The 16,413-nt window shown below is 47.3% G+C and carries 16 protein-coding genes; 8 read left to right on the forward strand and 8 right to left on the reverse strand.

Features of this window, described 5'->3' with window-relative positions; genetic code table 11:
* Together iscB and cysQ are read right to left on the reverse strand one after the other, a co-directional pair.
* Window positions 1–1,170, reverse strand: a 1,170-nt coding sequence (gene iscB / locus LG368_RS11210) for an RNA-guided endonuclease IscB (protein ID WP_226754812.1), incomplete at its 3' end; no start/stop codon positions are given.
* Between the two features lie 250 nt (window positions 1,171–1,420).
* Window positions 1,421–2,275: a 3'(2'),5'-bisphosphate nucleotidase CysQ gene (gene cysQ, locus LG368_RS11215; RefSeq protein WP_226754813.1), complete on the reverse strand. Its 855-nt coding sequence runs from the start codon at window positions 2,273–2,275 to the stop codon at window positions 1,421–1,423.
* 43 nt (window positions 2,276–2,318) lie between these two features.
* On the opposite strand from cysQ, the gene LG368_RS11220 reads away from it, so the two are divergent.
* Complete coding sequence (locus tag LG368_RS11220; RefSeq protein ID WP_226754814.1) at window positions 2,319–2,738, forward strand: RNA-binding S4 domain-containing protein; 420 nt, start codon at window positions 2,319–2,321, stop codon at window positions 2,736–2,738.
* A gap of 39 nt (window positions 2,739–2,777) precedes the next feature.
* Here LG368_RS11220 and dprA read toward each other — a convergent pair whose 3' ends face one another.
* Window positions 2,778–4,055 carry a DNA-processing protein DprA gene (gene dprA, locus LG368_RS11225; protein WP_226754815.1) on the reverse strand — a complete coding sequence of 426 codons (1,278 nt, stop codon included), beginning with the start codon at window positions 4,053–4,055 and terminating at the stop codon, window positions 2,778–2,780.
* 243 nt (window positions 4,056–4,298) lie between these two features.
* Between dprA and def the strand changes: the two genes are divergently transcribed.
* From def to gmhB, 7 genes are all read left to right on the forward strand, one after another.
* Window positions 4,299–4,814, forward strand: a complete 516-nt coding sequence (gene def / locus LG368_RS11230) for a peptide deformylase (protein WP_226754816.1) — start codon at window positions 4,299–4,301, stop codon at window positions 4,812–4,814.
* Between the two features lie 96 nt (window positions 4,815–4,910).
* Window positions 4,911–5,915 carry a methionyl-tRNA formyltransferase gene (gene fmt / locus LG368_RS11235; RefSeq protein ID WP_226754817.1) on the forward strand — a complete coding sequence of 335 codons (1,005 nt, stop codon included), beginning with the start codon at window positions 4,911–4,913 and terminating at the stop codon, window positions 5,913–5,915.
* Between the two features lie 37 nt (window positions 5,916–5,952).
* Window positions 5,953–7,320 (forward strand): 16S rRNA (cytosine(967)-C(5))-methyltransferase RsmB, encoded by a 1,368-nt coding sequence (gene rsmB / locus LG368_RS11240; protein ID WP_226754818.1) that lies wholly within the window; start codon window positions 5,953–5,955, stop codon window positions 7,318–7,320.
* Between the two features lie 245 nt (window positions 7,321–7,565).
* Window positions 7,566–8,939 (forward strand): Trk system potassium transporter TrkA, encoded by a 1,374-nt coding sequence (gene trkA / locus LG368_RS11245; RefSeq protein ID WP_226754819.1) that lies wholly within the window; start codon window positions 7,566–7,568, stop codon window positions 8,937–8,939.
* A 75-nt stretch (window positions 8,940–9,014) separates the two neighbouring features.
* On the forward strand, window positions 9,015–10,463 hold the full coding sequence (locus LG368_RS11250; RefSeq protein WP_226754820.1) for a TrkH family potassium uptake protein: 1,449 nt from the start codon (window positions 9,015–9,017) through the stop codon (window positions 10,461–10,463).
* A gap of 23 nt (window positions 10,464–10,486) precedes the next feature.
* Entirely contained in the window at window positions 10,487–10,960 is a 474-nt protein-coding gene (ybaK, locus tag LG368_RS11255; protein WP_226754821.1) for a Cys-tRNA(Pro) deacylase, read from the forward strand.
* Between the two features lie 29 nt (window positions 10,961–10,989).
* Window positions 10,990–11,559 carry a D-glycero-beta-D-manno-heptose 1,7-bisphosphate 7-phosphatase gene (gmhB, locus tag LG368_RS11260; RefSeq protein ID WP_226754822.1) on the forward strand — a complete coding sequence of 190 codons (570 nt, stop codon included), beginning with the start codon at window positions 10,990–10,992 and terminating at the stop codon, window positions 11,557–11,559.
* On the opposite strand, the gene LG368_RS11265 is transcribed toward gmhB, so the two are convergent.
* The 5 genes from LG368_RS11265 to LG368_RS11285 all read right to left on the reverse strand — a co-directional run bounded on the left by LG368_RS11265 (window position 11,556) and on the right by LG368_RS11285 (window position 16,399).
* Window positions 11,556–12,272, reverse strand: a complete 717-nt coding sequence (locus tag LG368_RS11265; RefSeq protein ID WP_226754823.1) for a glutamine amidotransferase-related protein — start codon at window positions 12,270–12,272, stop codon at window positions 11,556–11,558. The two genes, gmhB and LG368_RS11265, sit on opposite strands and share 4 nt — an antisense overlap.
* A gap of 37 nt (window positions 12,273–12,309) precedes the next feature.
* Window positions 12,310–13,119 carry an ABC transporter permease subunit gene (locus tag LG368_RS11270; RefSeq protein ID WP_226754824.1) on the reverse strand — a complete coding sequence of 270 codons (810 nt, stop codon included), beginning with the start codon at window positions 13,117–13,119 and terminating at the stop codon, window positions 12,310–12,312.
* On the reverse strand, window positions 13,116–14,054 hold the full coding sequence (locus LG368_RS11275) for an ABC transporter permease subunit (RefSeq protein ID WP_226754825.1): 939 nt from the start codon (window positions 14,052–14,054) through the stop codon (window positions 13,116–13,118). The genes LG368_RS11270 and LG368_RS11275 overlap by 4 nt, the downstream gene beginning before the upstream one ends.
* On the reverse strand, window positions 14,051–15,205 hold the full coding sequence (locus LG368_RS11280) for an ABC transporter ATP-binding protein (RefSeq protein ID WP_226754826.1): 1,155 nt from the start codon (window positions 15,203–15,205) through the stop codon (window positions 14,051–14,053). The genes LG368_RS11275 and LG368_RS11280 overlap by 4 nt, the downstream gene beginning before the upstream one ends.
* 102 nt (window positions 15,206–15,307) lie before the next feature.
* Entirely contained in the window at window positions 15,308–16,399 is a 1,092-nt protein-coding gene (locus tag LG368_RS11285; RefSeq protein ID WP_226754827.1) for a polyamine ABC transporter substrate-binding protein, read from the reverse strand.
* Between the last annotated feature and the right edge of the window lie 14 nt (window positions 16,400–16,413).

Consider the following 16,413-nt stretch of genomic DNA (forward strand, 5'->3'; position numbering starts at 1 on the left):
AACTGCGCTTTTCTTGACGTTCGCGCTGGCGTGAACGGTTTCGCCAGTGATTGTTTCTAATGCAAAATAGCCAGAGCTTCGCTTGCCTTTAACGAACCCATCACCTTGGGGCGTGGAGATAAAGTCATGCTTTCTTAGGCCAAAAACCTTACCCACTGGAATTTTCTTCTCAGACCTTGCCCCTTTGGTGAGTTGATAATCCCCTTTCGATACGTGGCGCTTGAAATATACGCTAGAATTTATCTCTACAAGCTCGCCATCTTCTAAGCAGACCGCCACCGCATCGTAATAATGTTCTTTTGGAAGGCCCAAAATCTGCTCTCTTTTGTACTTTGTTTCGTAGCCAAATGTTTCGATAAATGACCATGCTATTTTAAGTCTCGATTTAATGATGCCCATCTCAGTAGCGTGTTTGGTTCGAGATCGTTTTGCTTTGATGTCGAACTTACCGGCGTGTAAATCAGCATGGCAAGCCTCACACAAGGTAATTAAATTTGATGGCGTATCTGTACCGCCATTCGAGCGAAACTGAATATGGTGAACATGCAGCTTTTGACTGTGTTTGCCTTTTCTTCCAGACTGACACTTGTAGTTATCACGGTGAAGCACATAGGATTTCACATTGTAAAAGTCTTTTTGCGCGCCAGATTGGTAGCTAGTCCCTGTCACTTCTGGATTTGTAATCTTGTGAATATCAAAGCTTGCCGTCTCCACTTTCCATCGATGGATAGGTAAGATGGACTCCACAGCGTTTTTCTCACGCAAATGCGAATCCAATTTAGAGTGTAAACTTGGCGCTAAGCGTCCGACTCTGCGCATAGAGGCACGGTTAGCCCACCTTGCAGGCCGATATCGGCATTTCCGACCACGTCGGTTTTTGCGATACATAGCGCGTTGTTCCATCTTTTTAGACACATCTTGGCGTAAAGCAACTTGGCTTTGGTAAAGCACTTTGCCTAGGCCCACGACTGCACAACCGATCATTTTACTGCCTGTGTCCATACCAGCAGTCAGCTTTTGCTTATAGCCGGAGCTTCCACCCAGCAACTTAATGGTAAAGGGCGTCCGTTTAACCACCTTTGCATTGCCACGCTTCAGCAAAGACCTTGCTTTTTGTGGCTTGCACGGCATGAGTGGTTTACCACTCTTATTTAGTACAAACACGAACATAACGTGTTTCTCCTTCGAGTTATGCGTATCTGTCTGCTTGAGGCACAGGCAGAATCCGACTTCCTCTCGATCAGATAGTAAGGCTTTAGGTGAGGTTGACTGGCTATAACGCTTTAAGCCTGTTTACAGTGCCTCGACAGAGCAACGGACTGAGGTGGCATCCGAGGGTGTCTATCTCCAAACTATCGTCTACTCACATAAATTCCTCAGTGAGTGATCTGGTCAACTTGGCTTTTACAAGCCCGCTCCTTTAGGGGCGGCGTAATTGACTGTCCTTTGCATACCAATCCATAATGTAAGGGGCAATTTCAGCACCACAGACAAAGAAGTGACCATTCAGTAATGTTTCTCTCTGGTTGTATCGAAACGGCTTACCTTCTGGTGTGACCAGCATGCCACCGGCGGCTTCGATAATCGCTTGTTGCGCGGCGGTATCCCATTCGCTGGTTGGCCCACGGCGCAGGTGCAAGTCGGCAATACCCTCAGCAATACGACAACCTTTTATTGAACTGCCTTTGGGTAATTCTCGTACTTGTTCGTAGGTTTCTTTAAGATTATTTTTTAAGTCAACAGGGAGCGACGGACCATGGCTACGGCTCGTCATGGCAATGATCGGCTCACGAGGCGTACGGACACGAATAGGTTCGTACTGATCGCCATGCCACTTGATCGCGCCCACTGGCAAATCTTGCCATGGACTGGTCACACCAAAATAGCCTTCCGCTGTTGTTGGCAAATACACGATTCCCAACAAGGGAACACCGTTCTCAACTAGGGCAATATTAATACTGAATTCACCGTTACGCTTGATAAACTCCTTCGTACCATCAAGAGGGTCAACCACCCATAAGGTCGACCATTTCGACCGCTCCTCAAAGGTCACGACGCCTTCTTCAGAGAGGACAGGAATATCAGGTGTAAGTGTTTTTAAACCTGCTAAGATTATATTATGAGCCGCAAGGTCAGCCGCTGTGACAGGACTATCATCAAGCTTTTGCTCAATACCGAGGTCAGCGCGTTGATAAACATCCATGATCACGTCGGCGGCATCGTATATTATTTTTTGAAGCGCTTGAAAAGTGGGGTGTGTTTTAACGTCCTTCATAAAAGCCTCGATATGACAACAATATAGGGTCAACGCATTCTTTATGAGTAAACCAGAAAAGCAGTCGGCACCACAAGCCGTTCGTTTAGATAAGTGGCTTTGGGCCGCACGTTTTTATAAAACTCGCTCTCTTTGCAAAGACGCCATTGATGGTGGCAAGGTCTCTTACAATGGCAGCAAGGGCAAAGCAAGCCGCAATGTTGAAATGGGTGCCCTAATCGGTATTCGCCTTGGTTGGGACGAGAAAGTGGTCAAAATCATCGATATCAGCGGCCAACGACGTGGTGCGCCTGAAGCCCAAAAGCTGTACGAAGAAACCCCTGAATCCATCGCCAAACGCGAAAAACGCGCCTTAGAAAATAAATCCTTCGGTGGCCGTATCATGTCCGATCATAAACCCAATAAAAAAGAGCGCCGTGATATAAAACAACTTAAAAAAGACATGTTCAGTGGTTCAGAATAACACAGACAACACCGACGTTATACGCGCATAATAAGAAGGTCAGCATCGACGATAATGACCTTCTCGATTCTCGATGCACGAACAAAGTTCTAACTCCATCAGGACTTGCATCAGGGTACCCGCTGATAAGTGACTGTGATGGACTAGGGCGTCAAAATCCATCGAGGCCGCCTCATTTTTCTGATGCTCCTCTAATATAGTCGCAACCGTTCTAGCGTCTTCCGAAGCAGTCTCAGGCACCCCCTGAATCACATTGGAAACGATATGACCTTGTGCAACCGACGAGCACGACTTTCCCTCTGCGCTTTCCGGCTGAAGACGGTCTGTGTACTCATCCAAAATATCATCAAGGTGTCGAACCAAAGTAGCGCCTTGCCGAATCAGTTGATGACATCCTGCAGATTGGGCATCGGTTAGACGTCCAGGCAACGCAAACACATCACGATTTTGCTGAATGGCATAACTGGCACTGATGAGGGAACCACTCTTAAGTGAGGCCTCCGCCACGAGAACCCCCATACTCAGCCCGCTAATAATACGATTACGCGGTGGAAAGAGATGAGGTCGCGGACTGGTTGTTAGTGGATACTCACTAATTAAGGCACCTCGCTCTACTATCTTCTCAAACAGTGAACGATTTTGAGAAGGGTAACGGTGCAATAAACCCGTGCCCATCACAGCCACAGTGGGTGTACTGTTACTCTGTAAAGCACCTTGATGCGCCGCTGTATCAATTCCCATCGCCCCTCCACTGACCACCCCAATACCATGAGACGACAACTGATCGGCTAACTGAAAGGTCGCATCACGACCATGGCGCGTACACTTTCGGGCCCCAACGATGCCGATTTTAGAGGACAATAAAGCATCAAGATGGCCTTCTACATAAAGAAAGGCAGGCGCCACTTTGATTTCTTTAAGGGCATCAGGGTAAGCCTCATGGTCTTGAAGAATCATAAAGTGTGTTTCTTTCGACAACCATGTGAGTGATGCATCCCGCTTTTCAGCTTGCTCTTTAGTCAGTTCACCCTGACTTAAATACGCCATCGCTTGTCGAGCCGTCACCTCTGGCCATTTAAGCTTTCTGAGTAATTCAAAAGAAAGGTGGCTTTTCGGGTCGACTGAACAGTTCAGTGCATTGTTTTTGTCATCACTTGGATCAAACAAAGACAACGACTCACTCGATGCTTCTGCGTAGAGTTGGCTTAGATAGGTATACAATCGGGAGAGGCGCGACGGGCCAATATCAGACAGAAAGCTTAAACATAACCAGTCCGTTGGGGTTAAGCCAGTACGATCAGGGGTATTCATCATCATGTATCCTTACATAAAATAACCAACAAAGGCAGACTGACGCCATCGTCGTATTTTCTCGTTCCGCAATCCTTGCGTGAGTTTTTCGCTCATAGCTCAAGGCTATAAACCCTATTCAATCATATTGTCCAAAAAACCGCCATGAGAAGACTGCTCAATACTCCGACTTGCGTTACAATAGAGCAATGAAAAGGGCGAAGAAGACTATCCTCGCTCATGAACAAAGACACATCGTTGGAAAAGATCATGGCTGTTTTAACTGTACTTGAATACCCAGATAAACGTTTACGCACGGTCGCTAAGCCGATCACAGAATTTACAGACGCACTGCAAACACAAATCGACGACATGCTAGACACCATGTACGACGAAAATGGGCTCGGCCTTGCAGCCACCCAAGTGAATTATCATTACCGATTAGTGGTCATGGATTTTTCAGAAGAGCGTAATGAACCCATCGTGTTTATTAACCCTGAGTTTGAAGTGATTGACGATGAACCGAATGAATTTCAAGAGGGCTGTTTGTCCGTTCCCGGTTTTTACGAACACATTTACCGCGCCGCTAAAGTCAAAGTGCATGCCCTAGACCGTCATGGTCAACCTTTTACGCTGGAAGTCGATGAACTCATGGCAGTGTGTGTGCAACACGAAGTCGATCACCTTGATGGTAAACTGATGGTGGATTATTTATCTCCTCTTAAACGTAATCGCATCAAAAGCAAACTTGAAAAAGCACACAAACTTGCCCTAAAGCATGGCTAATACCTGTTCTCTTTTTCAGCAACGCCAGCGCCACACAACTAACACTTCATTAAATCAGGCTTTGGCCTGATTTTTTGTTATTAAGGAAACGCCTCAATGTCTACTGATTCATCTCACTCGCCTTTACGCATTGTTTTTGCCGGTACACCTGAGTTCGCAGCCGCCAGTTTACAAGCCTTGTTAGACACACAAAACGCAGAGCAAGGGGCTGCGTACGACGTCATTGGTGTGTATACACAGCCAGATCGTCCAGCGGGTCGAGGTCAAAAGTTGGTTCAAAGCCCTGTCAAACAACTTGCCTTAGCCAATGATATTCCTGTTTTTCAGCCTTTAAACTTCAAACAAGAAGAAGACAGAATACAACTAGCAGCACTCAAAGCAGACATTATGATCGTCGCCGCTTACGGTATCATTTTGCCTAAACCCGTACTGGAAACACCTCGATTGGGTTGCATCAATGTACACGCTTCTTTATTACCTCGCTGGCGCGGTGCAGCCCCCATTCATCGCGCGCTCATTGCTGGCGACGACAAAACAGGCATTACCATTATGCAAATGGATGTCGGTCTCGACACCGGTGATATGCTGCTCAAAGCAGACTGCGACATCTTGCCCGCCGACACCTCAGCGACCTTGCATGATCGTCTAGCTGTCCTCGGAGGCAGTACACTCGTGGAAGCTCTGTCTCTATTACAAGCAGACAAGCTCGATGCTGAAAAACAAGATGACCGCCTCAGCTGTTACGCCGCCAAACTCACCAAACAAGAGGCGAATATTGATTGGTCTACCTCTGCTGAATGGATTGAGCGCCAAGTTCGTGGTCTTTCACCTTGGCCTGTTGCTTGCACTCAAAGCTTGGCGGGCGTGATGAAAATACACGCAGCACACATCGCCACCGTCAGTGATGAGGCATCAACACCGGGAGACATCATCGTAGTCACTAAAGAGGGCATCGTTGTGGCAACAGGACAGGGCACAATATGCATTACCGAGGTCCAGTTTGCCGGTGGTAAACGCATGAAGATTCAAGATGCCTTAAATGGAAAGCACAAAGACGCCCTAGAAATTGGTCAGCGTCTTGGCCTTAGTTCACAACCTTAAAAGAATAGCCTAAACACACAGCTTTAATGAGAAACGAATGAAGAACACTCAATCAGATACGCCATCGATTCAACACAGCGCTCGCCAAGTGGCTATTGAAGTCATTACTAACATATTACTGCAGCAGGGCTCTCTAAGCACTCAGCTGGCACGCTATCAAGACGACGTTGCTAGCGAGCACATTCCATTGCTGAAAGAACTGTGTTTTGGTGTTTGCCGCCAATACCCAAAGCTCAACAGCATCGCTTTGCATTTATTAGCCCATCCTTTTGAAGAAAAAGACACAGATCTGTATGCAACGCTTTTGCTCGGTTTGTACCAATTAACCTACATGAACACACCGGACCATGCCGCTGTACATGAAACGGTTGAGGCTTGTCGATTGCTCAATAAGGATTGGGCCACCAAGCTGATGAACGCTGTTCTGCGTCGTTATCAACGTGAGGCCGATGACATAGAAGCAGAGCTGGAGTCTACGCCCTCTGTTGAATACAACCAACCTAAGTGGTTACTTAAGCGCTTTTTGAAACATTGGCCTGAGCAATTTGAAAGCATTGTCGACGCCAGTAACATGCACCCACCTATGTGTCTTCGCGTTAACACACAGCGTGTTTCACGTGAAACATACCAAGCAGAATTACAGAAACTGGGTATAAAAACCTATCTAGGTGAGTTTTCACCCTCTGCTCTGTACCTAGAAAAAGCCGTTCGCGTAACAGAGTTACCTCATTTCGAAGCAGGCTTTTGTAGCGTACAAGATGAGGCCGCACAGTTGTCAGCGCATATCTTATCGCCACAAATCGGAGAGAAAGTGCTCGACGCCTGCGCGGCACCTGGGGGCAAAACAGGGCACTTATTGGAAAAAGCTGAACGCATTGACCTGACTGCGGTTGAACTAGAATCTTGGCGTATGGAGAAAATTGAGTCCAACCTTGAGCGCTTAGGCTATCAGGCTAATCTTCTTTGTGCGGATGCTAACGCATTGGACACTTGGTGGGATGGAGAGCACTTCGATAAAATTTTGCTGGATGTACCTTGTTCTGCAACGGGGGTCATTCGCCGTAATCCAGACATTAAAATTAACCGAAAACCTGCCGATATTAATCAGCTTGCTGCCATACAGCAGGATATTTTGGCCAATGTCTGGACCACATTGAAACCAGGTGGCCACTTACTTTACGCAACCTGCTCCCTAATGCCCGAAGAAAATGAGCAGCAAGTACAAGGTTTTCTCGAAAAGCATACAGATGCCGAAGAAGTAACACTCAATACATTATCCTCTGCCGATTTTGAGTTGGAGTGGGGAGTACCCGTGAGTCATGGTAGACAGCTGTTCCCAACATTAGAGCGTCACGATGGTTTTTACTACTGCCTTTTAAAAAAGACAGTGCCTATTAATGAGTAATAATAATGAGTAATGAGAAAAGTCGTTAGGGTAGTCGCAAGGCAAGCTGACACCTTGGTAAACACAATGTCACAAAAGGTGTGTTTCATGTGAAACACACTTTGCCAATAATGATGAGTATTTGACAGGCAGACGTTAAATAATGACGACTATGTAGGTAAACTTATACCCATCATCTCAAATACATTATTAAACGATACAGCGCTTTATGTTGAGCGCTTTACGCTATCACCAAAAGGTAAACTATGAAGATCATCATTATAGGTGCGGGACAAGTTGGGGCAACGCTGGCAGAAAATCTGTCAAGTGAGGACAACGACATCACCGTTATTGATACCGACCTAGTTCGCCTAAGAGAGCTGCAAGATCGTCTCGATATCCAGACCGTTGAGGGCAGTGGCGCGCACCCCGATGTCTTAAAGCAAGCTGGCTGCAACGATGCCGACATGTTGATCGCCGTCAGTAACCAAGACGAAACCAACATGGTCGCTTGCCAAGTTGCTCATACCTTGTTTAAAACTCCCACGAAAATTGGTCGTGTGCGCTCTAGCGCCTATTCTCATTACCCTGAATTGTTTAATGATCAGGCTCTGCCAATGGACGTGCGTATCAGCCCAGAAAAAGAAGTGACTAAGCACTTAAGCCGCCTAATTCGTTACCCCGGTGCATTGCAAGTCATGGAGTTCGCGGATGGCAAAGTGCAGCTAGTCGTGGTGAAAGCAGAGAAAGGCGGGCCTCTTATTGATCAGCCTATCAGCTTCTTAAAAGAGCACATGCCTTCTATTCAAACCCGTATTGCCGCCATTTATCGAGATGGTCAGTCCATCTCGCCTGATGGCAACACCCATATTCGAGCCAACGATGAGGTATTTTTTCTTACCGCGCAACGTGATGTATTAGACGTTATGAGCGAGCTTCGTCCACTGGATACGCCATACCGACGCATCATTATTGCCGGCGGCGGTAATATCGGCGAGCGTTTGGCTCACAGTTTAGAAAAAGAGTACCGCGTTAAAATCATCGAACGGGATTTGGAACGCTGTCGCTATTTGTCTGAAAACCTCGACAACACCATCGTGCTCAACGGCGACTCGTCAAAACAAGAACTGTTACTCGAAGAAAACATTGAATCCACCGACGTATTTTGTGCACTGACCAACAACGACGAAGCCAATATTATGTCGTCTATGTTGGCCAAGGTGCTTGGCGTTCGCACGGTGATGACCATCATCAACAACCCAGCGTATGTGGACATCGTTCAAGAAGGCATGATCGACATCGCCATCTCGCCACAACAAACCACCATCAGTTCCTTGTTGAGTTATATTCGCCGCGGCGATGTGGTCAACGTACACTCCATGCGTAAAGGCGCAGCGGAAGCATTAGAAGCCGTTGCCCATGGCGACCACCGATCGTCGAAGGTGGTTGGGCGCAGTATCGCCAATCTCAACTTACCAGAAGGCACGACTATTGGTGCCATCGTTCGCGAAGATGACCTCATCATTGCCACCAGCGAGCTAGTAATTCAGGCAGAAGACCACGTCATTATCTTCGTGACCAACAAAAAACTCATTCCTGCGGTAGAGCAACTCTTCCAAGTAGGCTTAACTTTCTTTTAATTGTGTGATGACGTCTTTTGTGTTGTCGCTGTTTTTTTTACGTAGCGAAAAGCAAAAGATGCTCTGGGAAACAGTATGCATTTTAGGGTTATTTTACGCGTTATTGGTTTATTGGTTATGGTCTTCAGTGCCTCCTTAATACCGCCCATTATCGTGTCCTTGATCTATTCTGATGGTGCTCTAAGTGCGTTTTTGTATGGCTTTGGGATTAACGTCTTAGGCGGTTTTTTACTCTGGTTTCCTGTTCGTAAAGAGCGCGGGGAACTTAAAATTCGTGATGGATTTTTGGTGACGGTATTGTTTTGGACGGTGCTGGGGCTATTCGGGTCTGTGCCATTCTTTCTTTCTGAAAACCCTGAGTTATCCTTTACCAACGCCTTGTTTGAATCCATTTCAGGGTTAACGACAACAGGGGCAACCATTCTAGAAGGCATCGATGACCTGCCTGAATCCATCCTGTTTTATCGTCAGATGTTGCAATGGTTAGGTGGCATGGGGATCATCGTGTTGGCCGTCGCCATCATGCCAATGCTGGGCATCGGTGGTATGCAGTTGTACCGTGCTGAAACGCCGGGGCCGGTCAAAGACACCAAGCTCACACCACGCATTGCCGAAACCGCCAAAGCCCTTTGGTATATCTATGCAACACTGACCATTGTTTGTGCACTCGGTTACTGGATCGCAGGCATGACCTTGTTTGATGCCATTTGCCATAGCTTTTCGACCGTAGCGATTGGCGGATTCTCAACCCATGACGCCAGTATTGGTTATTTTGACAGTGTCGCCATTGAATTAATTTGTGCCTTTTTTATGACCATCTGTGCGTTTAACTTCGCATTACATTTCTTTGCTTGGCGCCATAAAAGCGTTTGGCACTATTTCAAAGACCCTGAAGCACGCTTCTTTTTATTGATACTGTCTTGTACTGTTATTTTGTCGACCCTGGTATTGGCGATGACCGCCACTTATGACTGGGGCAACTCCATTCGATACGCGATATTCGAAACCGTCTCGATTGCAACAACGGCAGGGTTTGGCACATCAGGGTTTTCCAGCTGGCCACACTTTTTACCCTTTCTATTGATTGTCACCTCTTTTGTGGGCGGCTGTGCCAGCTCAACCGGTGGCGGCATGAAAGTCATTCGTATCTTATTGATCCTAAAACAGGGCATGCGAGAGATACAGCGCTTGATTCACCCAAGTGCGGTGATTCCCGTTAAAGTCGGCGGTAAAGCCATTCAAGAGAGAGTAGTGTCTGCGGTGTGGGGATTCTTCTCTGCGTACTTGCTCGTGTATATTGTATTGATGATTGGCTTGATGGCGACGGGGTTAGACCAGGTCACGGCCTGGTCTGCAGTCGCTGCCACACTCAATAACTTAGGGCCTGGTTTGGGTGAAGTCGCCGCCAGCTTTACCAGCATTAGCGATCCGGCTAAATGGATGCTGTGCTTTGCCATGTTGTTAGGGCGCTTGGAAGTGTTCACCTTATTGGTGCTGTTTACACCCATGTTTTGGCAACGATAACCTGTAGCAAAAAAGGTAACCCTATGACGCCGGCCATCAATGAACTGAAAAAACGCAAGATAACGTTCAGCATTCATGAGTATGAGCACGATAAACAATGTACGAATTTTGGTGAAGAAGCCGCGACCAAATTGCACCTTGATCCAGCCAGCGTATTCAAAACGCTCTTGGTCAGCGATGATAAAAACGTCTTTGTTTGCATCGTTCCCGTGACCGGCACACTCAATTTAAAACGTGCCGCCAGTGCACTGAAGGTGAAAAAGCTGCGGATGGCAGACACCAAAGAAGCCGAACGACTGACCGGTTATCTGGTCGGTGGCATCAGCCCAATAGGGCAAAAGAAACGCCTTGTGACCTGCATTGATCAAAGTGCCACAGCGCATTCGACCCTATACGTAAGCGGAGGCCAACGCGGACTAGACATAGGGCTGGCACCAAATGACCTGAGCATGATTTGCCGCAATGCTATGTTTGCAGACATTGCTGAGCATAAATAAACTCCTATATTTTCTATAAGGTAACACCCATGACAACAAGCAACACACAGAAGCCGGTTATCCTATTAGACAGAGACGGTGTTATTAACCAAGATTCTGACGCCTATGTAAAATCCGTCGACGAATGGCAACCTATCCCGGGCAGCATTCACGCCATCGCGGCACTCTCCAAAGCGGGGTTTAAAGTCTTTGTGGTCACCAATCAATCAGGCATTGCACGTGGCTATTACGATGAAGAAACCTTACAGGCCATGCACGACAAAATGATTGCTTTGGTAGAAGAAAAGGGCGGTAAAATCGACGGTATTCAGTATTGCCCCCATGGACCAGACGACGATTGTAACTGTCGCAAACCCAAAAGCGGCATGATTGAAGCGATAGAAGCAGAGCTCGGTGTGTCGTTTGAAGACACACCCGCCATTATGGTTGGAGACTCACTGAGAGATCTTCAGGCAGGCCACGCCCGAGGCTGTGAACCTGTTTTAGTATTAACCGGAAAAGGTCGAGAAACCCAGTATAAGCAGATTGATTTTTACTTTTCTGTGTTTGCCGACCTAGGGGCATTTGCGATCACAACAATGCAAAAATACGACGCTTAATGCGTCGCATGTGCCACCAAAAAGCGACCAATCCAAGCCATTAGCTGATCGTTCTGTATCGCCTCTTTCTCCACGCTGTTGCGGGCTTGAGCCGCCTCTTCAGCGGTGAGGGTTTTGCCGTCATACATGTTAATCAGTTCACTTTCATAGGCTTTCGAAAATTCAGGATGGCCTTGAAACGTCAAGATACGATCTTGATAAATCAAGCCCGCATGCTGACAAAAGTCACTGGTCAAAAAGGTCGTCATCTTCTCGGGTTTTTCAAGCACTTGATCCTGGTGAAAGGCACAAAAAGCGATGTCATCACGATCAAGTGCCGAGGTTGTATTACCGACCACCTTATAATGATGCACACCCACACCCCAGCCACCGGTGAACTTTTCGACTCGTCCACCCAAAGCACGCGCAATCACTTGATGGCCGAAGCAAATGCCCACTAACACTTGCCCCTTAGCGTCAACGTCGCGAATGAAGTCGCACAATTCCAACACCCAAGCATCGTCGCCGTGCGCGTCGGATTTCGACCCTGTAATCAACCAGCCATCGCATTCCTCGGTGCTCTTAGGAAATTCGCCTAGGCGCACATCAAAGGTTTCAAACGACAAAGACGTTTCCAATGTCGATATTTGTTCAACGAACATGTCTGCATACGTTGGGTATTCAGAGCGTAATGCATCGGGAGTGATACCCGCGGCAAGAATGCCTATTTTCATGACTTATGTGCCTCTAAAAGCGCTGTTGTTATAAAAGTTACGGTTTTTGAAACCGATTCTGACGTCGCATAATCACAATCGCAGCGATTACCGCAATCGATACAATCAAAATCATCAGGGTGGCTAATGCGTTGATTTCTGGTGTCACGCCTAAGCGAACTTTCGAGAAGATCACCATTGGCAAGGTTGAGTTACCCGGTCCAGACACAAAGCTTGCGATTACCAGATCGTCTAACGACAAGGTGAACGACAACAACCAGCCAGATAAAATAGCCGGTGAAATCATCGGTAAAGTAATCAAAAAGAACAAAGACACGGGTTTAGCGCCCAAATCCATGGCGGCTTCTTCAAGCGTTTCGTCCATAGAAGCCAAGCGTGATTGCACTACCACCGCTACATACGCCAAACAAAAAGTTGTGTGAGCGATGACGATCGTTGTGGTACCGCGTCCTGCTGGCCAACCAAACATGTTTTCCATGGCAACGAACAGTAACAGCAACGACAAACCCGTAATCACTTCCGGCATCACCAAAGGCGCGGTCACCCAGCCTGCCATGATGGTTTTACCCCGAAAGCGACGCATGCGACTCAATACAAAACCCGCTAGGGTGCCAAGCACCGCGGCCAAGGTGGCACTGATAAAAGCGATCTTCAGACTCACCCAAGCGGCACTCATAATCTGATCGTTACGAAACAGCTCGGCGTACCATTTTAATGACCAGCCCCCCCAAACCGTCACCAGTTTGGATTCGTTAAAGCTGTAAACAATCAGCGCAATAATAGGCGCATACAAGAACACAAAACCAAAACCCGCACTGAGTTTAAGCGCAAGAGAATGCTGCTTCATACCGCCTCCTTATTGCCATTGCGCATAAACATGATCGGGCCCACTAAAACAATTAACATCACAATTGCCACGGCAGACGCCAACGGCCAATCACGGTTTAAGAAGAATTCATCCCACAACACACGGCCAATCATCAAGGTATCAGAGCCGCCTAACAAGGACGGAATAACAAACTCGCCCACCGCTGGAATGAAGACCAACAAACAGCCAGCGATAATGCCAGGCTTAGCCAAGGGCAAGGTCACCAGACAAAAGGCGCGCCAAGGCTTAGTGCCTAAATCAAGCGCCGCTTCCACAAGGCTCATGTCCATTTTTTCTAGCTGGGTATACAAGGGTAGAATCATAAAAGGTAAGTAGGTGTATACAATGCCAAGATAAACGGCAAAATCGGTTTGCAAGATTTGCAAAGGCTCATCAATCAGACCCACCGACATCAGGATGTCGTTGACCAAACCGTTCTTTTTCAGCAAGGCCATCCAGGCGTACACACGCAGCAAAAAAGACGTCCAAAACGGCAAAATCACCAATGACAATAAAACCGTGCGTGATGTCGGGCCACTTCGAGCAATCAAATAAGCAATCGGAAAGCCAATCAGCAAGGTAAAAAACGTCGACACCGCCGCGATGCGTAAAGAGCTCAGGTACGCATCCAAATAAAAACGCGATTCGAACAAGAATAAGTAATTACCGAAGGTGACTCGTAAGGTGGCAAAGGCTGAGTCTGGGTCCCACTCAAGCAAAGGCGAGTAGGGCGGCACCGCAATCATGGCTTCAGATAATGAGATCTTAAACACCACAAGAAAGGGAATAAAAAAGAACGCCGCCAACCACAACATAGGGATCAAGATGACCAGCCAACGCCCAAGACTCAGGCGATGAAAACGTTGTATGAGCGTAGGTCGAGGCGCTTCGACTGAAGCAGGCGGTGTCATCATGATGTCAGTACCACGCTGCTGTCAGCATCCCAAGACAGGTGCACTTTGTCGTCCCACGTTAAACGGTCACCCGAATCACGCTGGGCATTCGGTTGCGTCACACGGACTTCTTTGCTTGATGACAAACGCACTTTGAAGATCGATTGGCTGCCCATGTAAGCCACTTCACTGATGATACCAGACACATGGTTGTTGACCTCAGTCGGTGCTTCACGACTGATGCGTATTTTTTCTGGACGAATGGCCACGCTCACATTCTGATTAGGCGCACAACTGATGCCATGGTCTACATAAATCAAAGAATCTATGTCAGCACAATGGATGGTCGCACTGTCACGTTCATCCGTCACCACGGTGCCATCAAAAAGATTCACGTTACCAATGAATTCCGCCACAAAGCGATTGGTCGGGTACTCGTACATTTCGTGAGGCTCAGCCGTTTGCACAATCACGCCGTTGTTCATCACACCGATACGCGTAGCCAAGGTCATCGCTTCTTCTTGGTCGTGGGTCACCACGACAAAGGTAATACCGAGTTCATCTTGTATACGCATTAATTCAAACTGCGTTTCTTCGCGTAACTTTTTATCCAGTGCACCCAATGGTTCGTCAAGCAATAAAAGCTTGGGCTGTTTTACCAAGGAACGCGCCAAAGCCACACGCTGACGCTGTCCGCCAGACAACATATGCGGTTTACGACGAGCCAAATGCCCCAGTTGCACCATGTCGAGCATTTCAGCAACGCGCTTTTTCACTTCATGGTTTGGCAGACCTTCACGCTTAAGGCCAAACGCCACATTGGCTTCAACACTTAAATGTGGGAACAACGCATAAGATTGGAACATCATATTCACCGGACGTTCCCAAGGCGGCACATGAGACATATCCACGCCGTCGATGATAATGCGCCCAGAAGTAGGGGATTCAAACCCGGCCAACATACGCAGTAGGGTACTTTTACCTGAGCCAGACCCACCCAGTAAACAAAACAGCTCGTTTTTGTATATGTCCAATGACACATCATTGACGGCAGTAAAGTCACCGAATTGCTTGTTAATTTGCTCTATTCGAACAAAAGGTTCCGCTTCTTTTTGACGCCATGTTGGCAGCGTTTGAGGCGTAATAATTGGAGAACCAGAAGACACAGACATAACCCACCTGTCAAAATGAATGCATTCAAAGAGGGCGAGTCTTAATGACCTCGCCCTAGAATTAATAACGCTTGATTAAAAACCTAACTCAAAATAAGCCGCTTAGCGACCTGTTTTGATGTTTGTCCAAGCGCGGGTCAAACTGCGGTCAAAACGGGCGGTATGAGCCACTTGTACATACAGTTTTTCTTTGACAGCCTGTGTTGGGTACACCCCTTTGTTGTTGGCGACACCTTCGTCTAACAAGGGTTCAGCAGCCGTATTTGGCACCGCGTAGTAAACATAGTTAGAGATGGCCGCCGCAATTTCTGGGCGTAGGATAAAATCAATAAATTTGTGTGCTGCATCAGCATGAGGCGCGTCAGCAGGAATGGCCATTAAGTCAAACCACACCAAGGTGCCTTCGTTCGGGATGACAAACTTAATATCAACGCCTTGCTCCGCTTCTTCTGCGCGACTTTGGGACTGAAGAATATCACCGTTGTAACCAATGGCCACACACACTTCGCCGTTGGCTAAATCAGAAATGTATTTACTAGAGTGGAAGTATTTGATGTTGTCTTGTGCTGTCGCCATCAATTTCGATGACGCTTCAAGCTCGCTTTTGCTTTCGGAATTTGGGTCGACTTGGCGATAGTTATTCACCACAGACATCATTTCAGCCGGAGAATCTAGAACCGCGATGCCACAGTCTTGCAGCTTGGCAGCGATGCTTGGGTTAAATAATACGTCCCAAGAATCGATGTCCGTCGTACCAAGGCGCTCTTCGATCATTTTAGTGTTGTAGCCAATACCGATGGTGCCCCACGCATAAGGAATGTTGTATTGGTTACCAGCGTCGTGTTTTTCAACTTGTTTGGCCAGGGTTTGATCTAAATTTGGATAATTTGTCAGCTTGCTTTTGTCAATTTTCTGATACACACCGGCCTGTAACTGGCGCTCAAAAAACGAGTTAGACGGCATTACCAAGTCGTAACCTGAACCACCCGCCATCAACTTCGCTTCTAGCGCTTCGTTACTGTCGTATACGTCGTAGTTTACCTTGATACCGGTTTCTTTGCTGAACTGCTCCAGTGCGCCAGGCGCCATGTAATCGGACCAGTTATAAATATTCAATACGTCTTGCGCGTAGCTGCTTGCGGCAAAAGTAGACACAGACGCGGCGATCAACACATTTAATGCTTTGCGTTTCATACTAGGATTCTCCC

The organism is Marinomonas algarum (assembly GCF_020532605.1).
GTDB lineage: Bacteria > Pseudomonadota > Gammaproteobacteria > Pseudomonadales > Marinomonadaceae > Marinomonas > Marinomonas algarum.